Raw genomic sequence first — 20894 nt, 5'->3', positions numbered from 1 at the left:
CCTTGAATCAGTTGTTCAATGACTTTGTAACGCTTCAACTCTTTTTTGCTCAAAGTTATTCTCTCCTGTCCCATAGTGACATTTTCACTGATGCGTTACAATATGACAATATCACAGACGTTCAACATTTAAGAATAATTATATTGACAATCATCTTGTCACCCTGCTATAATAAACAATTTATTTGACATAATAAAGGTTAAATGGTATAATTCAGATAAGTGAGGTGGTAATTTCAATGGCAAAAAATGCACTTTTGGATATTAAGCGAAGCTTAGATGCCCATAAAGGAGAAAAAATTATTCTTCGGGCCAACGGAGGTCGTAGGAAAACCATTGAAAGAACAGGAGTTCTCGAAGAAACATACCCTTCAGTTTTCATCATAAAATTGGATCAGGATCAGCACTCTTTTGAAAGAGTTTCCTACAGCTATGCAGATATTTTGACTGATACGGTGGAACTGACGGTTTGTACAGAAGGTGGACAATTAAAGATCTCATACGTGAATGAAAACAGTAGGTAGTTTCTACTGTTTTTTAAGCTTTTGGACATACTAAAGATGTCAGCTGCGGAAAAAGGAGGTTACCATGGCTCGGCGAAGAGGCATCATGACCGAAGAATTTAAGGAAGAACTAGCTAAGGACCTAGGTTTTTATGATGTCGTAAAAAGAGAAGGGTGGGGAGGAATAACCACCCGGGATGCTGGAAATATGGTAAAAAGAGCCATTCAAATTGCAGAGCAAAGTTTAGCAAAAGATCGCCAATCTTAAATCTGCATGCTGACAGGGGGTTAGGGTTTCTTAACCCCCTTTCTTTATTTCAGCTCTGGAAACCACCGTCAACAAGTGATAAAATGTATAGCGCATTGTACATAATTGAACGGCCTTAGGAAGAAGAAGGTGAAAGAATGAACATATCAATGAAGGCTCCGGCTAAGATAAACCTGTTACTTGATGTGTTGAAGAAACGGGAAGATGGATATCATGAAGTAGAAATGATTATGACAATGATTGATTTGGCAGACCGGTTGGATATTTCCTTAAGGGATGATAAATTGATAACGGTTTCCTGTTCAGCAGGTTTTGTGCCATCTGATGAACGAAACTTAGCTTATCTAGCAGCGAAATTGTTTAAGGAAGAAATGGAAATTAACCAGGGGGTTCATATATCCATTGACAAGTATATCCCGGTTGCCGCAGGATTGGCTGGTGGAAGCAGTGATGCAGCTGCCGTATTAAAGGGATTAAATCAGTTATTTCAGCTGCATTTACCATTGGAACACTTATTGCCCATTGCCAATCAGATCGGATCTGATGTAGCTTTTTGTTTGTACGGGGGAACTGCTTTGGCAACAGGACGAGGAGAAATCATTACTCCAATTTCATCTCCCCCGCCCTGTTGGGTAGTATTGGCCAAACCTCCAATCGGTGTTTCTACTTCTGAAATATATAGGCAATTGCAAGTAGAATCCATTGAAAAACACCCGAACACAAAAGAGATGATTGAGGCCATTGAGAAAAAGGATTTTCATCAGATTTGCAACCATTTAGGGAATGTTCTTGAAGAAGTTACTTTGAAGCTTTATCCAAAGGTAAAGCGAATTAAAGAACAGATGATCCGTTTTGGAGCAACCGGGGTTTTGATGTCCGGAAGCGGTCCATCCGTTTATGGATTAGTCCAGAGAAGAAATCAGGCTCAACGGATTTATAATGCATTAAGGGGATTTTGCCAAGAGGTTTACGTCGTTCGCTTACTAGGCGATTATAAAAACGACGGGAAACTATTGCAAAAAACCGTATAAAAATGTTATAGTCTCTACATAATATTCGGTTTTGGAGGATTTTTCAGTGAAAAAATTAAGGAGAAGTGCACGTTTAGTTGAGATTACATATCAACTGATTTCTCAGCCCCATACCCTTTTCCCACTGGCCCATTTTGCAGAGCGGTATGAATCAGCCAAATCATCCATAAGTGAAGATTTGGCTATTATTAAGGAAACCTTTGAAGCCGAGGGCATTGGTCAATTAAAAACCTTAGCAGGAGCAGCCGGGGGGGTGAAATATATCCCCCTTATGGATAAAAAAATCATGGAGTCATTTCTTCAGGAGATTTGTCATTCCCTGGAGAAACCGGAGCGGATCCTCCCAGGCGGTTATTTATACATGTCTGATATTTTAGGAAATCCTGCTATATTAAATCGGATTGGTAAAATTTTTGCCAGCGTCTTTGTTGATCAAGGAGCAGAATTTATCTTAACTGTAGAAACAAAAGGGATTCCCCTTGCCTATGCCACTGCTCAATATCTGCAAATTCCGGTTGTGATTGTTCGAAGGGATAATCGGGTGACAGAGGGTTCGGTGGTAAGCATTAACTATATTTCCGGTTCAAGCAAGAGAATTCAGACCATGTCCCTAGCAAGGAGGGCATTGGTTGAGGGAGCAAAGGTCCTTATCATCGATGATTTCATGAAGGCTGGTGGAACGATTAAAGGTATTATGGATCTCCTTCAGGAATTTGACGCCGATGTTGTCGGCACCGGAGTCTTTGTTGAAGCGGAACAGGCAGAGGAAAGGCTGGTCGAGGGATATGTATCCTTAGCTCAGTTAAAATCCGTTGATGTTAAAGATAAGCTGATTAAAGTCGTTCCCGGAAATCTGTTTCACTGATAAAAAAATTAAGATTTTTTCATTGGATAGGAAGGAATTTTGCGGATTGTGTTGAAATAATTCACCAAGCTCCCATGATGGAAAAAGGTGGTGAAACAGAATGGAAATTACTGATGTAAGATTGCGTCGGGTTAATACGGACGGGCGCATGAAAGCCATCGCTTCCATTACCATCGACAATGAATTCGTTGTCCATGACATTCGAGTCATTGACGGAAACAATGGTATGTTTGTAGCGATGCCGAGCAAAAGAACTCCAGATGGGGAATTTAGGGATATAGCCCATCCCATTTCATCCTCCACGAGGGAAAAAATTCAGTCGGCTGTTTTAGCTGAATATGAGCGTGTTGGAGAAGAAGAGCAACTGGAAGAAGGAGCTTAATATTTACTATCGGGGGACTTCATCAGAAGTCCCTTTTTCATGTGATTCCTACTAAAGATCTATGACCCTTCGGGTCATGAGCGTTAAAATCCATGTCTTAAGAACCGGAAAAGAAAGAATTTCCTTCTTCTCTTTGTTGCAAAACTGAAATGTTTAAGATATAGTCAGTATGGAATGTTTGAGGGAAAATGGAGGTTATTATGGGCAAACAGTTTGGTCTCATATTAGCTGCCGGACAAGGAACGAGGATGAAATCCAAGCAATATAAAGTTTTACATAAAATTTGTGGCAAGCCTATGGTAGAATATGTTGTCGATCGGTTAAAACAATTGCAAATGGATGAAATTGTCGTTATCGTAGGGTTTGGGGCAGAAGCGGTCAAAAAACAACTGGGTGAAAGGGCAAAATATGTGATTCAAGAGGAGCAATTAGGAACTGCCCATGCTGTTCTTCAGGCGAAGGAACGATTAGCCAACGAAGAAGGAACAACACTTGTGGTTTGTGGAGATACACCGCTTATTACCAGCGATACACTGGAGAAAATGCGTCAATTTCATGAGTATCACGGGCTGGCAGCCACGATATTAACCACTTATATCAATGATCCTACCGGATACGGACGAATTATCAGACAAAATGATCAAGTGGAGCGGATTGTTGAAGAAAAAGATGCATCGGATGATGAAAAAAAAATACGGGAAATCAATACAGGAATTTATTGTTTTAATAATAAATTGCTTTTTGAGGCGCTAAGTAAGGTTAATAATGAGAATGCCCAGGGGGAATATTATTTGACCGATGTCATCGAAATTCTCCGAAACGATCATCATCCAATTGGTGCTTACGTCACGGAAGATCCTGAAGAGATGATTGGTATCAATGATCGTGTGGCTCTCTCCAAAGCGGAGGATATCCTCAGAAAACGAATATGCCGTGAGCATATGAAAAATGGAGTCACGATTATTAACCCCGACCATACCTATATTGAACCAGATGTCTTGATTGGTAGAGATACCATTATCTATCCAGGAACGTTCTTAAAGGGAAGTACAGTGATTGGAGAAAATTGCATTATTGGTCCCAATGCAGATATTAAAGATGGGCGGATAGGAAATGAGGTTCATTTTCATTATTCCGTCATGCTGGAAAGTGAAGTGGGTGACAAGGCAAAAGTCGGACCATTTACTTATATCCGGCCAGGGTCCTCCATTGGTTCTCTAACAAAAGTAGGGGACTTTGTTGAAATTAAAAACTCCACACTTGGAACAGGGAGTAAAGTATCCCATTTAAGCTATATTGGGGATGCTGATGTGGGGGAAAATGTAAATGTAGGCTGCGGAGCCATTACCGTGAATTATGATGGGGTCAATAAGCATAGAACCCATATTAAGGATGGCGCCTTTATTGGCTGCAATACCAATCTGGTTGCGCCAGTTACCATTGGTGAAGATGCATACGTAGCTGCTGGTTCTACGATTACAGAGGATGTTCCTGACAAAGCCCTTGGAATTGCCCGGGAAAGACAAACAAATAAATTAAATTATACCGATAAAAAGAAAAAGGACTAATGGAGGTTTTTTAAGTAATGCCAAATTATCGTGATCCGAAATTAAAGGTTTTCAGTTGCAGTTCTAATCCCGGCTTAGCCAAGGAAATTGCAGATCATATTGGATTGCCATTAGGAAATGCCCAAACCACCCGTTTTAGTGATGGGGAGATTTCTGTAAAATTGAATGAGAGTGTCCGCGGTGCTGATGTTTTTGTAATACAATCCACAAGTGCTCCAGTGAATGAACATCTCATGGAATTGCTGGTGATGTTGGATGCACTAAAAAGGGCTTCCGCCAAAAGTATTAATGTGGTTATTCCTTATTATGGATACGCCAGACAGGACAGAAAGACAAGAGCAAGGGATCCCATTACCGCCAAGCTGGTGGCTAATTTGCTTGAGACTGCTGGAGCCCATCGTATTATCTCAATGGATTTGCATGCCACTCAGATTCAAGGTTTTTTTGATATCCCTGTTGATCATCTGATTGGGGTTCCAATCTTGGCAAAATATTTTCAGGAAAAGGAATTGGATGATATTGTGATTGTTTCACCTGACCATGGAGGTGTAACAAGGACAAGGAAAATGGCGGAGCGGTTAAAAGCACCGATTGCCATTATAGATAAACGAAGACCTCAGCCTAACGTTGCTGAAATTATGAATATTGTTGGTCATGTAAGAGGGAAAAAAGCTATTCTCATAGATGATATTATCGATACAGCGGGAACGATTACTTTGGCAGCCGAAGCACTAATGGATAGTGGAGCAGATGAAGTATATGCATGTTGTACTCATCCAGTATTGTCCGGTCCTGCCATTGAAAGGATTGAAAAATCGGTCATTAAAGAACTGGTCGTAACCAATACCATTGCACTGCCGGAAGAAAAGAAATTGGAGAAGGCGACTATTCTTTCTGTTGCCCCATTGATCGGTGAAGCAATTATTCGGGTTCACGAGGAACTTTCTGTTAGTAAATTATTTGACTAGGTCATTGTACTTAAGTGAATTCTTTAGTTCCGACCCTATAGAAGTAGTAGCGGATATTTCTTTCCTGAACAGGGAATACTTATTTTTAATTCCAAGTTCAGGAGGGTTTAATATGAATGAAAGTCTGTTGCAGGCTTTTGACAGAGAACCTGGGAAGAAGTCGGTCAACCACCAATTGCGCAGGGAAGGAAACATTCCAGGAGTGTTATATGGAAAAAGGGTATTCACGAAGCCGGTATATCTTCCGTTGAAGGATCTTACCAATATGTTAAGGGGGCATGGCAACAGCCGATATTTCAAGCTCCAGATTAAGGATGATGTGTTTCCGGTCATGGTTTCTGAAATTCAAAGAAGTCCGGTAACAGGGAATATTCTTCATGTGGATCTTCATCAAATAGAAATGAACGAAAAGATTTTGACAACTGTACCGATTCATTTGGTGGGTGAATCCCGGGGAGTTCTTGAAGGTGGGATTCTTCAGCGTCAGAGGAATGAATTGGATATCCGGTGTACTCCTGATCGAATTCCAGAAGACGTTTCTGTAGATATTCGGCATATGGATATTGGAGATACGCTTAAGGTAAAAGACCTTGACGTTCCCAAGGGAATTGAAGTGCAAAATGATCAAGAAGAATTGATCCTTTCCATATTGGCTCCTAAACGATTAAATCAGGATGCCCAATTGGAAGCGCCCAAGGAAGAACCTGTTGTTGTAGGGGCAGAAGATGGACCCGGTATTGATGCGGCCACATAATTGAGAAGAAAGCCTAATCATTTTGCGCAACCAGTTGAGGTTGCGCTTTCATTTGCAATAGGATAATAATTAAAGAGTAAGGATAGGTTAAGAAGGAGAGTAAGATGAAATTAATCGCAGGTTTGGGCAATCCGGGAAGTGAATATGAAAAGACAAGGCATAATATTGGTTTTCGGGTCGTGGATTATATTAGCCAACAGGTAGGAATCCCGTTATCAAAAAATAAGTTTAAAGGCGTCTATGGAATGGGGTTAGTGGAGACGGAAAAGCTGATTTTGCTAAAACCAATGACCTATATGAATTTATCCGGTGATTCCATTAAAGAAGCCATCCATTTTTTTGATGTACCGATTGAGCAATTATTGGTCATTTATGATGATTTGGATCTTCCTGTAGGAAAAATAAGATTGAGGGAAAAAGGAAGTTCCGGGGGGCATAACGGGTTGAAATCTATCATCTCCCACCTGCATTCTGATGAATTTAAACGCATAAGGATAGGTATAGGAAAACCCATGCCGGGGATTGATGTTGCCGATTATGTCCTTTCCCCTTTTCAAAAGGATGAAAGGGAACAAATAGAAAAAGCAATCCAACGGGCAGGGGAAGCAGCAATGGATTGGATTCATAAACCTTTCGTTCAGGTGATGAATGGTTACAATGGATAACGGTCATAATGATAGTATCACCCAATGGGGAGGTGCTATTATGGCCGTCCACTATATTTGCAGGTATTGCAGAACACATATCGGAACTATAAATGATCCAAGAGTAACTGAATCTCAGCTTGGTTTTCATTTGTTATCGCCGGATGAGAGAAATCAAATTCTTTCTTATCAGCCGGATGGAACTGTGCAAGCAAATATTCTTTGTGAACACTGTCAGGAAACGATAGAGCGCTATCCGGAAATGTCTTTGCTATTCACACATGTGCAGTAAAATTGTGAAGCGGTCCAAGCCTTGGCCATTTCGCTAAGGCTTATTTTGTACTTTCGGCCCAATCCGTTTTTGTGGATATGGTAGGCGTGATGAATTTGACAGGGAGTGGAGGTTTTACCGATGAATCCCTTAATAGATAATATGATAAGGGACATGGATTTTCAGACGGTGGCAGAAGGCATAAATAAGGGATTAAAAGAGCAGCTTATCACAGGGTTAAGCGGGTCTGCGAGGCATTTATTTTTTGCTTCCTGTTTTTACCATCTTAACAGATCATTGATTGTGGTTACACATAATATGTTCCAAGCTCAAAAAGTTTATGAAGATCTGGTTGAACTACTGGGGGAAGAACAGGTTGTCCTGTATCCTGCCAATGAGTTGAATCCCTTTGAGGTTGCTGCGGCCAGTCCTGAAAGTCTAAGTCAGAGAATAGCTGTTTTAAATCAGCTATCAACCGGGAAGAAACTGGTAACCATCGTTCCTTATGCAGGCATCAGGAAGCTCCTTTCTCCGCTTGAAGTTTGGAAAAAATCCCAATTGATCGTTTCTTCGGGAGAAATGATTAACTTGGAAGAGTTCGTTCAGAAATTAATTGAACTAGGATATGAGAGAGTTGAGATGGTAGAGGATCCTGGTGAGGTTAGTATCAGGGGAGGGATTATTGATATTTTCCCATTGATCTATGACTCACCCATCCGGATAGAATTATTTGATGATGAAGTGGATTCTATTCGACGATTTGATCCATCAAACCAACGTTCATTGGAGAACGTACAAGAGATTGTTATCCCCCCTCGGGATGAACTGATTGTTTCCCCTAATCGGTTGCAAATGGCTGCCGATGAGTTGGAGAAAAAATTATCAGATGCACTAAAATCTATAAAGGATGAAGAAATAAAAGAAAGATTAGTAGAAAAATTAGGATGGGAAATTGAGCAGTTAAGGCAGGGGCAAACCTTTCAGGGATTATACAAATATGTATCATTGTTGTATCCAAAGACAGAAACCCTATTGGATTATGCGCATAATGATACCATTCTCATGATTGATGAACCTTCTAGGGTTCTGGATGTGGCAGAACAAATGGAAAAGAATGAAAGGGAATGGCAAATGACTCTTCTTGAGCAGGGAGAAATGCTGACGTCAATATCGATATCAAGAGATAAGGATGCTTTTTTTGGCCAACGGAAATTTCCCGTCCTTCATTTCTCTTTATTTTTACGGCAAGTGTCCAAACTTCAGCCTCAGAATATCATCAACATGATTAGCCGCGCCATACAAAATTTCCATGGGCAGATGAATGTGTTAAAAGGAGAAGTGGAACGTTGGGAGAAAAGCGGATATCGAATGGTATTTCTTGCTGGAGATGAGGAACGGGGAAAAAGGCTTGAAAGAGTCCTAAATGATTATGGGATGGATGTAAGCTGGGTGAACAAAGACACTCCCCTTTCCAGCCGCCCTACGGTTCGGCAGGGCCTTCTTCAGGGAGGTTTTGAGCTTCCGGGGATTCGTTTGGCGGTTGTGACAGAAGGGGAAGTTTTTACCCAGAAATTGCGAAAGGTACGAAAGATTAAACAGTTAAACAACGCGGAACGAATAAAAAATTATTTGGACCTTCAGGCAGGAGACTATGTCGTCCATGTAAATCATGGAATTGGTAAATATCTTGGCATCGAAACGTTAGAAATCAATGGAGTTCATAAAGACTATTTGCACATTAAATATGCTGGAAATGATAAATTATATGTTCCTGTTGAACAGATCGATCAGGTTCAGAAGTATGTTGGAAGTGAAGAGAAAGAGCCCAAAATATACAGCTTGGGCGGTTCTGAATGGAAACGCATCAAGAATAAAGTGAGGTCATCCGTACAGGATATTGCTGCTGATTTAATTAAACTGTATGCCAAAAGGGAATCGACCCCAGGTTTTGCGTTTTCCAAAGACACACCTGATCAAGCGCAATTTGAATCCCTGTTTCCTTATGAGGAAACGCCGGATCAGTTAAGGGCTATACAAGAAGTCAAACAGGATATGGAAAAGAGCAGCCCTATGGATCGGCTTCTTTGCGGTGATGTGGGATATGGAAAGACCGAAGTAGCCATTCGTGCTGCATTTAAAGCTGTTATGGACGGCAAACAAGTTGCATTGTTAGTTCCTACAACCATTCTGGCCCAACAGCATTTTAAGACATTTAAGGAAAGATTTAGTGAATATCCTATCGAAATTGACGTATTAAGCCGATTCCGTTCAAGGAAAGAACAAACAAAAACCATTGACGGATTAAAAAAGGGATTAGTGGATATTGTGATAGGAACCCATCGTCTGCTTTCAAAGGATGTGCAATTTAAAGATTTGGGATTGTTGATAGTTGATGAAGAGCAGCGATTTGGAGTTACTCATAAGGAAAAATTAAAGAAGTTAAAAGCAAACGTAGATGTGCTAACTTTAACGGCAACCCCCATTCCCAGAACTCTACACATGGGAATGCTGGGTGTTCGGGACTTATCTGTCATTGAGACTCCCCCGGAGAATCGTTTTCCTATTCAAACGTATGTGGTTGAGTTTAGTTTTGCTCTGGTCCGTGAAGCGATTGAAAGGGAATTGGCCAGAGAAGGACAAGTTTACTTTCTTTATAATCAGGTGAAAGGGATTTATAAAATGGCAGAACAAATTGCTTCCCTGGTACCTGAAGCTAGGGTGGCTGTAGCCCATGGCCAAATGTCGGAAAATGAACTTGAACGAACAATGCTTGACTTTCTGGATGGCCAATTTGATGTATTGGTGAGTACGACCATTATTGAAACCGGAGTAGATATTCCAAATGTAAATACATTGATTATATATGATGCGGATAAGATGGGACTTTCTCAATTGTATCAATTAAGAGGAAGGGTAGGAAGATCCAATCGCATCGCTTATGCTTACTTTACTTATCAGAGGGATAAGGTTTTAACGGAGGTAGCCGAGAAGCGCTTACAGGCGATCAAAGAGTTTACTGAGTTAGGGTCGGGATTTAAAATTGCCATGAGGGACTTGGCAATTAGGGGAGCTGGAAATCTATTGGGAGCTGAACAGCATGGATTTATCGCTTCTGTTGGTTTTGATTTATACAGCCAAATGTTAAAGGAAGCCATAGAGGAATTAAAGGGAGAAAAAGCAGAAGCTCTGCCCCCTGTTGAGCCGGAAATTTCATTACATGTGGATGCCTATATTCCTGCCGGGTATATTACGGACAGTTCACAAAAAATCCAGATGTATAAAAAAATTGCATCGGTTAAAAATTTGGAGGATGTGTTAGAGGTGGAGGAAGAACTGTTGGATCGATTTGGAGATCCTCCTGTTCCGGTTTTAAATCTTCTTCAGATTGCCAAATTAAGGGCCTACGCTTTTATCCACAGAATTGTGAAGATTGAGCAAAAGGATCAGGTTGTGGAAGTTATCTTCCATCCTGATCAGAATCAAGGGATCGATGGGGGAAAACTGTTTGCATTGGTGAGCAAATATGAACGAAGGGTAGGATTATCCTATGGACAATCCATTGGTATCACTGTTAAAGTAAAAGGGTTAACACAAGAAGAAATTTTTTCAATGCTGGATCAACTATTTAGTCAATTGGATGAAGTCAAAAAGCAGAAAGGGGAACTAAAGCATGCTGCCAAGTAAAAAAACGCTCCTTTTGCTTGTCATAGCCCTTATTTCTATAGGGTTAGTGGCCGGATGCGGAGGAAAAAAAGCAGAAGAGAAAACAATCAATCAACCTAACGAAAGCCAAGCTGAAAATGGAGGGGAGCATAAGGTACCCAATTTTTCATTGGGTGTTGACCCTGATACCGAAATTGCCGTATATGAAGGAGGAAATGTAACGGCTGGAGAATTTGAAAAATATCTAGCAATTCAATCCTTTGTGAATCCTCAATACAACTTGGCGATTAATGACCCTAGTTATCGCAGGATTTTCCTGGATGGTTATCTTGGGGAGATCATTTTGGCTTCAAGGATAAACGAGGAAAAAAGGGCAAGAGAAGAAGCTGAGAAAATGTACGATGAGGCAGTAAAGACATACACATCTCTTATGGGTTCTAAGGAAAAAGTGGACCAATTGTTAACGCAATTAAACATTACTTCCAATGATGTGATCGATTACTATACGAGATATAAAGAAGTGGAATACTATTTGGATAAACAGGTGACGAATGAGGCCATTGAAAAAAGTTATCAAGACAACCAAGGGGCATATACCGTGGCTACTGTTAGACAAATTTTGATTGCCTTTGAAGGGAAGAAGAAAGAAGAAGCACTGAAAATAGCGGAAGACATTGCAAAACGAATTCGAAACGGAGAAGATATGGCAGTTTTAGCCAAGGAATATTCTGATGATCCAGGAAGTAAGGATAATGGAGGCCTTTATAGCAATGTTAGGGTAACCGAATGGGTTCCTGAGTTTAAAGCGGCTGCTTTAAGTCTCCCCATTGGTAAAATCAGTGATCCAGTAGAAACGACCTATGGATATCATATTATGAAAGTGGAAGAGCGCAGAGTGCTGCCTTTAGAAGACGTCCGGGAAGAAGTAAAAGTGGATATCATGAATCAGGTTTACAATCAATTTGTGACAAAGGAATTAAACAGTTTAGTTAAAGAAGTGAAGTTGCCCGCGGAGAAAAAATAATTTTGGGCATTCTCTTAGCTCCCCGTAGGTGAATATTATCTTTGGTGGAGATAAATACTATGGTCAAGAATCGCTAAAATTACAGTGATTTGGAAACCATTAATAATGATAACACCATAGAAAGTGAGGCATCAAGATTATGAAAGCGACTGGAATTGTTCGTCGGATTGATGACCTAGGTCGCGTAGTGATTCCCAAAGAAATACGTAGAACACTTCGGATAAGAGAAGGCGACCCATTAGAGATTTTTGTTGACCGGGATGGAGAAGTCATATTAAAAAAATATTCTCCCATTGGTGAACTTGGAGATTTTGCTAAGGAGTACGCAGATTCGTTATATGAAAGCTTAAACCATATCACACTTATTTGCGACAGAGACAGCATTATTGCCGTATCAGGTGCATCCAAGAAGGAATACATGGAAAAAGGGATCGGTCCAGTTATTGAAAATTCTATGGAGGAACGCAGAAGCAGATTGGAGACCAATAAAGGCGAATATGAAATTATTCGAGACATGCCAGAAACTTATACCTCCTTCACCATATCTCCGATTGTAGCGGCGGGAGATCCTATAGGAGCTGTTATCCTTCTGACGAAGGAAGATAACAAAAAAATGAGTGACTTAGAGCTAAAAATGGCAGAAACTGCAGCAGGGTTTTTAGCCAAACAAATGGAACAGTAAAAGCAGGTGAACCACCTGCTTTTCTTTTGACCAATTACATGCATCCGGAACTGTGTTATAATAGCCTCAGTTTGTATTGAGAGGAGATTCTCTATGACGTCGAAATTGCAAACAAGCTCCTTTATCAAGGGAGCTGCCATTTTGGGTGCGGCTGCCCTTCTATCTAAATTATTGGGGGTTGTTTATCGCATCCCATATCAAAATATTACCGGAAATGAAGGGCTTTATGTATATAATGCCGTTTATCCCCTATACAGTACGTTATTGATCTTTGCTACAGCGGGAATTCCCATTGCCATTTCCAAGATGGTTTCGGAAAGGCTTACTCTAGGGGATGTAGATGGAGCCAAAAGAATATTTAGGATATCTTCCTTCATTCTTACGATTACCGGTCTTTTGTTCTTTCTTGCCTTATACTTTGGAGCCCCACTGATCGCTGCTTTATGGGGGGACAGTCGACTGGTTCTTCCCATTCGAACCGTTTCATATGCTCTACTAATTGTTCCGTTTATGGCATCCTTAAGAGGATATTTTCAAGGTCATCAGAACATGATACCTACTGCGGTTTCTCAAATATCTGAACAAATCGTTCGGGTTATTACAATTTTGGTCTTATCTTACTGGTTTATTAACAATGGATTTGATGTATATTATGCAGGCTCCGGGGCCGTTTTTGGGGCTTTCACTGGTGCTTTAATGGCTCTTTTTGTCCTGCTGTTCTTTTGGAGAAGAAACCAGGTTGTTCAAAAGGATATTTCTGCTAGAGAGGCTTCTTCACTTCCTAAGGAAAGTGCTTTGCAGTTAATGGGCAAAATTTTATATATTGCTTTGCCCATTTGCCTTGGAGCCGTTGTATTGCCCCTAATGCAATTGGCCGATTCGGCAACCATCTTAAATATTTTACAGTCCATGGGGGAAACCAAAGACCAAGCTACGGAATTAAAAGGAATATATGATCGAGGCCAGCCCCTTGTCCAATTTGTTGCCTTTTTTGCTACTTCCTTATCCCTTGCTTTGGTCCCTTCCATTTCGGAAGCGAAAGCATTAAATCAAGGGGAGATCATTGCAGCCAGAACAGAATTGGCTATGAGGCTTACTCTGCTATTGGGATTGCCTGCTTCCATAGGATTGGCAGTGATTGCCGAACCTGTAAATATTACCCTTTATCAAGATAATGATGGAACTTTAGCAATGGCAGTCCTTGCTTTTACCAGCGTGTTTTCTACATTGGGAATTACATCTGCCGGAATATTGCAAGGATTGGGCCATGTGGTACTTCCTGCACGAAACTTAATTATTGGAGTTATGTTTAAGATCGCACTAAACTTTGCTCTCATCCCTTTTTTGGGCATTGTGGGGGCTGCTCTGGCTACGGTATTGGCTTATATGATTGCAACCATATTAAACATGATTGGATTAAATAAATCAACGGGAGTTGCTTTTTCTTACGCTTCATTTCTGATGAAGCCTTTAACAGCCGTTGCTATTATGGCGGGAATCGTTTTCCTTGTCATGGAAGGATCGGCGTTTAGTTTACAATATGTGATGTCTCCCGGGAGGGCATTCGAAGCCATTGTGACGTTTTTTTCTATTTCTGTTGGGGCCTTCGTATACGGAATTTCTTTATTTATTTCTGGTGCTTTAACCAGGAGGGATTTGGAAGTGGTACCCAAGATGAAGCGGTACATTCCTTTTTTGGAACGGTTTCGTCTATTAAAGGATTCTTAAAGGAAGGAGATGAAATCCATGGGTAGGCAGATCGTGATTGTTGGATTGGGAGCAGGTGATTTGAATCAGTTGCCCTTTGGAATTTATCGGTATTTGCGAAAAAAAAAGAAAATATATGCCCGGACTTTAAAACATCCGGTGATTCATCAATTACAAGAAGAAGGAGTAACCTTTGATTCATTTGATCATCTCTATGATCGTTATGAGCGGTTTGAAATGGTTTATCCAGAAATTTGCAAAACCCTCATTCAGCTTGCGAAAGATAACAATCAGCCTGTGATCTATGCGGTTCCAGGCCATCCTCTCGTTGCAGAGAAAACCGTTCAGCTTTTATTATCCGAATCAGGTCAACATGGAATAACGGTTGACATTAAGGGAGGACAAAGTTTTTTAGATTCTTTATTCACCCGTTTAAAAATTGACCCCATTGAGGGGTTTCACTTGTTGGACGCTGTTGATCTAAAAAAAGAAATGTTAAACCCTTATTTACATACCATAATTGCTCAAGTATATGACAAAGTCATCGCGTCAGATGTGAAACTCACATTGATGGAAGTATATCCCGATGATTATCAGGTGATTGTTGCAACGGCTATAGGGATAGATGGTTTGGAGGAGATTCAATCCATACCTCTCTATGAATTGGACCGGTTGATGGAAATGACTAATCTAACCGTTGTTTACGTCCCGCCTGCAAGTAAAGAAGAGATTTTTTATAAGGATTTTAACTATTTGAAGGGAATTGTTTCTATTTTGCGAAGCCCTGAAGGGTGTCCTTGGGATAGGGAACAGACGCACAAATCCCTGAAAAAATACTTATTGGAAGAAGCCTATGAGGTATTGGAGGCTATTGATGATGAGGATGATGAATCCCTTGTAGAGGAGTTGGGAGACCTTCTTTTACAGGTGATGCTTCATGCCCAGATTGCTGAAGAAAATGGCTATTTTTCCATCGAAGATGTGATTTTCCATTTAAATAAAAAGCTGATTCGTCGACATCCCCATGTTTTTTCCATTCAAAAGGTAAGGGATTCTGAGGAGGTGGTTAGCAATTGGGATGCTATTAAAGCCTTAGAGAAAACAGAAAAGGAAGGACAACCTCCCCTTTCTGTTTTAGATGGAATTCCCAAGGGGTTGCCAGCCCTCATGGATGCAATCAAACTGCAAAAAAGGGCAGCCAAGGTGGGTTTTGATTGGGAGCGGGAGGAGGAGGTTCTGGCTAAAGTAAACGAAGAATTTACTGAACTGATCCAAGCGAATACCCAGGAAGAAAAAATGGAGGAATTTGGAGATCTTTTATTTGCCCTGGTAAATTTAGCAAGATTTCTTCATATTGATCCGGAAGAAGCATTGATGATGACCAATCGTAAATTTCGGCAGAGATTTCGTTATATAGAGAAACGTCTGTCCCAAGGGTCCAAAGAATGGAAGGATACCAATTTAGAAGAAATGGAATTATTATGGCAGGAAGCTAAGAAAGACCAATCCTTTTCTTAAGGAGGTATCATTATGAGACTGGATAAGTTTTTAAAGGTTTCCCGTTTAATCAAAAGAAGAACGTTAGCCAAGGAAATATGTGACCAAGGAAGAGTCATGATCAATGGCGTTCAGGGGAAAGCCAGCAGTACTATAAAAATTGGGGATACCCTTTCAATCCGATTCGGGCAAAAGATCATAACCGTTCAAGTCGAAAAGCTGGATGAACATGTAAAAAAAGGGGATGCTGGCCAATTATACAATGTCATAAAAGAGGAACGGATAGAAGAAAAATTGTTCTAAATGGGACAAATTCACCATAACATGGGTACAAAGGAGGATGGACGTGTTATGGTGGAAGATATGAAGAAAAAAAGGCATGAAGTTGTCCTTGTAAATCGAGAAAAATTGGAGATTTCAGGCGTTATTCAGGTAGAGAGTTTTGACAGCGAAGAATTTATTTTGGAAACAGAAAAGGGTTTTTTAGCCATCAGAGGGATCAACCTTCATATGAAACACTTGAATTTGGAACAAGGTATGGTTTCCATTCAAGGTACGGTGTATGATATTGGTTATTTGGATGAAGGTTACTCATCGGAGAAAGCTAAAGGTTTCTTTAGCAGATTATTTAAGTGAGCATCATCGTACAATTTCATACCTTTTTGTGGACGGTTGTCAACGGAATTGCTTTAGGCTTACTCTTTGATATTTACCGGGTATTTCGAATCTTTCTTAGGTTATCTAAATTCTTTTTGTTTCTAACAGACCTGTTATATTGGTTTTTTGCCATTCCATTGGTTTTTTTTACCCTCCTGTTTGTTAACGATGGAGAAGTAAGAATTTATATTTTTTTGGGTCTTTTCCTGGGAGGCATTTTATACTTTTATTTTATGAGTAGTTTGATGATGCGGTTTTTGATAGGCTTGGTGAGATGGTTGATTCAATTGTATGAATCAGTTAAAAAAATGATTCATTTCATAGTCATTAAGCCGCTGATCTTCCTTTTCCGTTTTCTTTTGAGAAGTGTACAGATCATCTTCATTTCAGCTTTAACGATAGTATGGTGGATTATTCTTAAGCTGTATCATTTATTAACATGGATGTTCCTATGGTTGATGCGTCCATTTAACAGGGTTTGGGGAAACAAGAATAAGGAACAAAATAGAAGTTACAATAAAAAAGGGTTTTTTCAAAGAATAAAGAAATTATTTTCAAAGAAAAAATAACTTCTTTATTCGAGGTGAAAACGATGTCCCAACAAATGCAGGATATGGTGAATAAGGGGCAAAAAAGAAGATTAAGGTTAATGATGGGTATATTGATATTATTTATGGCGTGGGCCATTTATACGTGGTATGATCAATCTCTCATCATTAAACAAAAACAGTTTGAATTAACGCAATATCAAAAAGAGAGAGAAGAAGTGTATCGGGAATATAAGGAGCTAAACCAGCAGGTGAATAAACTTAACGATGAGGAGTATGTCGCTGAACTAGCAAGGAAATACTATTTTTTGGCTAAACCGGGAGAAATCCTGTTTATTATCCCATCCAATTAGCAGATCAGAGTAAAAGACATTTTTCTTGACACCTTTTTTTTTGCTTATGTATAATCTAAGTTAGCCAATCATTTATTTTTATCAAGGAGGATCTTTTAATTTATGGCAATTGAAATCGGCAGCAAGGTTGAAGGAAAGGTAACAGGAATTACCCATTTTGGGGCCTTTGTGGAGCTGCCAGGTGGAGTAACCGGTCTTGTTCATATTTCTGAGATCGCTGATAATTACGTGAAAAATGTGAACGATATTCTGAAGGTAGAAGATATCGTGACCGTCAAAGTCATTAATGTTGAAAATGATGGGAAAATAGGATTATCTATTAGAAAAGCCAAAGAGAATCCCACTCCCAAGCATTTCCCCGGGAAGGAACGCCATCAGAGGAGTGGCCGACCCAGAGAAAAAGTGGATAGCTCATTATCTTTTGAGGATAAGATGAACCGTTTCTTGAAAGATAGCGAGGAAAGGCTATCCTCCCTTAAAAGGAACACGGAAGCTAAACGGGGAGGTCGAGGAGGCAGGAGGGCTTAATTTTCGTATTATAAGTAGTATGGTAAATACATGCACCCTTCGGGGTGCTTTTTGACGAATGGATTCTTGACAGAAAGCATGGATTTATTATATTATAGAGAATGTGACTTGTTTATTTTTGTGGCGGCGTAGCTCAGCTGGCTAGAGCGTACGGTTCATACCCGTGAGGTCGGGGGTTCGATCCCCTCCGCCGCTACCATTTATGTTCAATAATTGCCTATACCATATATCGCTGCAAACACGTGTATCCACGTGTTTTTATTTTTGTCTATCTCTGTCATATATTCCGGAATTTGTGTCGGAATTTTTTTTATTCTAGACTTCCTATTTTGACAAAATAAATAGAACATCCTATGTATAATGGAAACCACAATGTTAGAAGGTGGTGGAAATTTTGTTAAGAAAGGAAAATCAAATCATCTCACAGCCTTTTTCCGGTACGGAGAAATGGGTTCAAGGAGTATCTTGGATACAGTCTAAAGGTATGAAATTATATGAAAAAATATTCATCCAATGGCAAATTTTGTCCCTTGTCATCGCTTTCTTATTGGGTCGCGCTATCATTCTTTCTGAAATTGCCCCTTTTTCCGTTCCGTACGTGGCCGTGATGGTTTATTTGCGGCGGTCAAAAATGCCTCTTCTCATATTTGCATTGTTATTGGGCTCAGGAACCCAATCCCTTCCTTTGTTTTGGGGGACAATGATCTCTGTTGGCTTTTATCTGATTCTTCAACAAATGATGTATAAAAAGAAAAGGATCCCTGTTCAGGATATATCAGCCTTACCGGTCATGGTTTTTTTCTCTGTTTTTATATCAGGTGCGGCTGTTGATTTCATTTATAACCAATTGACAGGATATGCCTGGCTGATGAACAGCGTTGAGTCCATTTTAAGCATGGTATTAACCTTAATTTTTATCCAGGCACTTCCTATTATTGTTTTGGAAAAGCATCATCATCATTTGAAGCAGGAAGAAATTGTATGTCTTATGATATTCCTTGCCTCAGTCTTAACGGGTACGGTAGGTTGGATGGTTAATGGATATTCCGTAGAACATATTTTATCCCGATTTTTGATATTGATATTTGCTTATGTTGGGGGAGGGGCCATTGGGGCAGCCGTTGGTGTGGTAATTGGATTAATCTTAAGCCTAGCTGACGTTAACTTTATCGATCAGATTGGTCTCCTTGCTTTTTCTGGATTATTGGCAGGTTTGCTGAAAGAAGGAAAAAAATGGGGGGTAGCCATTGGGTTTATCGTTGGTTCGGCCATTCTTACGATTTATGCTGGAGATAAGCAAAATCTGTGGATAAGCACCGTGGAAACCTTTGTTTCAGTATTTTTCTTTTTTCTAATTCCACCATTTGTTTTTAAAAATATTTCCAGATATATTCCAGGTACGCCTGAACACCTTTATTCTCAACAGGAATATGTAACAAAATTACGTGATGCAACAGCCACTAAGGTGCAAATGTTTTCCGATTTATTTAAGCGACTTTCCAAGAGTTTCAATCATCAAATATTTCAAGGGAAGGAAGGAAAAGAACGTCATTATGATTTTTTTCTGAGCATAGTAACAGAGACAACGTGTAATCGATGCTTTAAAAAGGAACGATGCTGGAATAAGGAATTTGATCATACGTATGGACTTATGAAAGACATGATTGGGTTGCTGGAAAGGGGAAGATTGATATCCTTATCTGATGTGCCCGAACCTTTTCTAAATAAATGCATTAAATCAAGTCAGTTTATTCAACAGATGAAATCAGAATATGAAACATACCAGCACCAATTGATATTGAAGAAGCAAGTGGGAGAAGCGAGGAGGATAGTGGCAGATCAGTTGCTGGGAATTTCAAAAGTAATGAATGACTTTTCCCAGGAAATACAACGGGAAAGCCAAGAATTAAATGTTCAGGAGCAGCAAATAATGGATCGTCTGGAGGAACTGGGTTTGACGATCAGAAATGTAGAGATCATCAATTTGGAGCAAGGAAATGTAGATATTGAAATTAGCCAACCCACCTGTTATGGGCGTGATGAGTGCGAAAAAATTGTGGCTCCTTTATTATCTGATATTTTACAGGAGAATATCACTGTTTTAAAAAAGGAATGCCATGCCTTTACTGATGGTTATTGCACGATGTGTCTGGGTTCGGCAAAGGCATATCAGGTAGAAACGGGAGCAGCCAGTGTAGCCAAAGGAGGGGGGTGGCTTTCGGGAGATTGTTTCTCGATGACTGATCTTGGAAATGGCAAGTACGTCTTAGCCATTAGTGATGGAATGGGAAATGGGGAACGGGCCTATAAAGAAAGCAGTGAAACGTTAGAACTTCTCCAACAAATTCTTCGTTCAGGAATAGATGAAACGTTAGCCATTAAAAGTGTCAATTCCATTTTGTCGTTACGGACAAATGATGAGATATTTGCTACGCTTGATTTGGCAATCATTGATCTCCACAGTGCAAATGCCAGATTTATGAAAGTAGGGTCAACCCCCAGTTTTATTATGAGAGGGGATCAAGTATTGCATGTAACCGCAAATAACCTGCCCATCGGCATTTTACATGAGATTGATGTGGATGTGGTGTCGATTCAGCTAAAACCGGGAGACTTGCTTATTATGGTTTCTGATGGCATCTATGATGCGGAAAGGGTTACCCAAAACAAAGAAGCATGGATAAAAAGATTAATATCTGAAATCAAAACACTTGATCCCCAGGAAGTAGCAGATATTCTGTTGGAGAAAGTTGTCAGGTATCATCAGGGAGACATATTGGATGATATGACGGTTCTTGTGGCAAAGATAGATCCATACATCCCAGAATGGGCAACTATATCAATCCCCGGAAATAACCCGATCGAGAGGCCAAAAAGCGTGGTTTAGAAAAAGCCCGGGGAATATTTCCGGGCTTTTATATGTATGAATGAGCAGGATGTGAGGAATGTATGGAAATATGGTATAATACCAGAAAGCTAAAT

The 20894-nt window shown here is 40.0% G+C and carries 21 protein-coding genes and 1 tRNA gene; all 22 read left to right on the top strand.

Annotated features, from left to right (window positions below):
* Positions 1 to 238 precede the first annotated feature (238 nt).
* The 22 genes from veg to spoIIE all read left to right on the top strand — a co-directional run bounded on the left by veg (position 239) and on the right by spoIIE (position 20799).
* Positions 239 to 523 (top strand): biofilm formation stimulator Veg, encoded by a 285-nt coding sequence (veg, locus tag L1765_RS12150; protein WP_236407753.1) that lies wholly within the window; start codon positions 239 to 241, stop codon positions 521 to 523.
* A gap of 64 nt (positions 524 to 587) precedes the next feature.
* Positions 588 to 770: a small, acid-soluble spore protein, alpha/beta type gene (locus L1765_RS12145; protein WP_236407752.1), complete on the top strand. Its 183-nt coding sequence runs from the start codon at positions 588 to 590 to the stop codon at positions 768 to 770.
* Between the two features lie 137 nt (positions 771 to 907).
* Positions 908 to 1801: a 4-(cytidine 5'-diphospho)-2-C-methyl-D-erythritol kinase gene (ispE, locus tag L1765_RS12140; protein ID WP_236407751.1), complete on the top strand. Its 894-nt coding sequence runs from the start codon at positions 908 to 910 to the stop codon at positions 1799 to 1801.
* 46 nt (positions 1802 to 1847) lie between these two features.
* On the top strand, positions 1848 to 2666 hold the full coding sequence (gene purR, locus L1765_RS12135; protein WP_236407750.1) for a pur operon repressor: 819 nt from the start codon (positions 1848 to 1850) through the stop codon (positions 2664 to 2666).
* Between the two features lie 100 nt (positions 2667 to 2766).
* A complete protein-coding gene (spoVG, locus tag L1765_RS12130; protein ID WP_236407749.1) occupies positions 2767 to 3048 on the top strand; it encodes a septation regulator SpoVG in 282 nt (93 codons plus the stop codon).
* Between the two features lie 200 nt (positions 3049 to 3248).
* Positions 3249 to 4616 carry a bifunctional UDP-N-acetylglucosamine diphosphorylase/glucosamine-1-phosphate N-acetyltransferase GlmU gene (gene glmU, locus L1765_RS12125; protein WP_236407748.1) on the top strand — a complete coding sequence of 456 codons (1368 nt, stop codon included), beginning with the start codon at positions 3249 to 3251 and terminating at the stop codon, positions 4614 to 4616.
* A 17-nt stretch (positions 4617 to 4633) separates the two neighbouring features.
* Positions 4634 to 5584 (top strand): ribose-phosphate diphosphokinase, encoded by a 951-nt coding sequence (locus tag L1765_RS12120; protein ID WP_236407747.1) that lies wholly within the window; start codon positions 4634 to 4636, stop codon positions 5582 to 5584.
* A gap of 112 nt (positions 5585 to 5696) precedes the next feature.
* On the top strand, positions 5697 to 6338 hold the full coding sequence (locus tag L1765_RS12115) for a 50S ribosomal protein L25 (RefSeq protein WP_236407746.1): 642 nt from the start codon (positions 5697 to 5699) through the stop codon (positions 6336 to 6338).
* Between the two features lie 104 nt (positions 6339 to 6442).
* On the top strand, positions 6443 to 7003 hold the full coding sequence (gene pth, locus L1765_RS12110) for an aminoacyl-tRNA hydrolase (RefSeq protein WP_236407745.1): 561 nt from the start codon (positions 6443 to 6445) through the stop codon (positions 7001 to 7003).
* 40 nt (positions 7004 to 7043) lie between these two features.
* The gene (locus L1765_RS12105) at positions 7044 to 7274 is read left to right on the top strand and encodes an anti-sigma-F factor Fin (RefSeq protein ID WP_236407744.1); all 231 of its coding nucleotides are present in this window, start codon (positions 7044 to 7046) and stop codon (positions 7272 to 7274) included.
* 120 nt (positions 7275 to 7394) lie between these two features.
* Positions 7395 to 10937 carry a transcription-repair coupling factor gene (gene mfd, locus L1765_RS12100; RefSeq protein WP_236407743.1) on the top strand — a complete coding sequence of 1181 codons (3543 nt, stop codon included), beginning with the start codon at positions 7395 to 7397 and terminating at the stop codon, positions 10935 to 10937.
* The gene (locus L1765_RS12095) at positions 10924 to 11940 is read left to right on the top strand and encodes a peptidylprolyl isomerase (RefSeq protein WP_236407742.1); all 1017 of its coding nucleotides are present in this window, start codon (positions 10924 to 10926) and stop codon (positions 11938 to 11940) included. Before mfd ends, L1765_RS12095 begins: the two co-directional genes overlap by 14 nt.
* Before the next feature lie 139 nt (positions 11941 to 12079).
* Complete coding sequence (gene spoVT / locus L1765_RS12090) at positions 12080 to 12622, top strand: stage V sporulation protein T (protein ID WP_236407741.1); 543 nt, start codon at positions 12080 to 12082, stop codon at positions 12620 to 12622.
* 93 nt (positions 12623 to 12715) lie between these two features.
* Positions 12716 to 14350 (top strand): putative polysaccharide biosynthesis protein, encoded by a 1635-nt coding sequence (locus L1765_RS12085; RefSeq protein ID WP_236407740.1) that lies wholly within the window; start codon positions 12716 to 12718, stop codon positions 14348 to 14350.
* Between the two features lie 18 nt (positions 14351 to 14368).
* Positions 14369 to 15847: a bifunctional methyltransferase/pyrophosphohydrolase YabN gene (yabN, locus tag L1765_RS12080; protein ID WP_236407739.1), complete on the top strand. Its 1479-nt coding sequence runs from the start codon at positions 14369 to 14371 to the stop codon at positions 15845 to 15847.
* A gap of 12 nt (positions 15848 to 15859) precedes the next feature.
* Positions 15860 to 16129: an RNA-binding S4 domain-containing protein gene (locus L1765_RS12075; protein WP_236407738.1), complete on the top strand. Its 270-nt coding sequence runs from the start codon at positions 15860 to 15862 to the stop codon at positions 16127 to 16129.
* A 48-nt stretch (positions 16130 to 16177) separates the two neighbouring features.
* Positions 16178 to 16462 carry a sporulation protein YabP gene (gene yabP, locus L1765_RS12070; RefSeq protein ID WP_236407755.1) on the top strand — a complete coding sequence of 95 codons (285 nt, stop codon included), beginning with the start codon at positions 16178 to 16180 and terminating at the stop codon, positions 16460 to 16462.
* Positions 16459 to 17052 carry a spore cortex biosynthesis protein YabQ gene (gene yabQ / locus L1765_RS12065; RefSeq protein WP_236407737.1) on the top strand — a complete coding sequence of 198 codons (594 nt, stop codon included), beginning with the start codon at positions 16459 to 16461 and terminating at the stop codon, positions 17050 to 17052. The genes yabP and yabQ overlap by 4 nt, the downstream gene beginning before the upstream one ends.
* A gap of 23 nt (positions 17053 to 17075) precedes the next feature.
* A complete protein-coding gene (locus tag L1765_RS12060) occupies positions 17076 to 17384 on the top strand; it encodes an FtsB family cell division protein (RefSeq protein ID WP_236407736.1) in 309 nt (102 codons plus the stop codon).
* Positions 17385 to 17486: 102 nt separating this feature from the next.
* Positions 17487 to 17912 carry a S1 domain-containing RNA-binding protein gene (locus tag L1765_RS12055; protein ID WP_236407735.1) on the top strand — a complete coding sequence of 142 codons (426 nt, stop codon included), beginning with the start codon at positions 17487 to 17489 and terminating at the stop codon, positions 17910 to 17912.
* A 122-nt stretch (positions 17913 to 18034) separates the two neighbouring features.
* Positions 18035 to 18111: transfer RNA gene (locus L1765_RS12050), tRNA-Met, on the top strand.
* Between the two features lie 195 nt (positions 18112 to 18306).
* Positions 18307 to 20799, top strand: a complete 2493-nt coding sequence (gene spoIIE, locus L1765_RS12045) for a stage II sporulation protein E (protein ID WP_236407734.1) — start codon at positions 18307 to 18309, stop codon at positions 20797 to 20799.
* Positions 20800 to 20894: the final 95 nt, after the last annotated feature.

Origin of the sequence: Microaerobacter geothermalis (assembly GCF_021608135.1) — a bacterium.
Classification (GTDB): Bacteria; Bacillota; Bacilli; order DSM-22679; family DSM-22679; genus Microaerobacter; species Microaerobacter geothermalis.
This window is presented reverse-complemented; position numbering and strand designations above follow the sequence as displayed.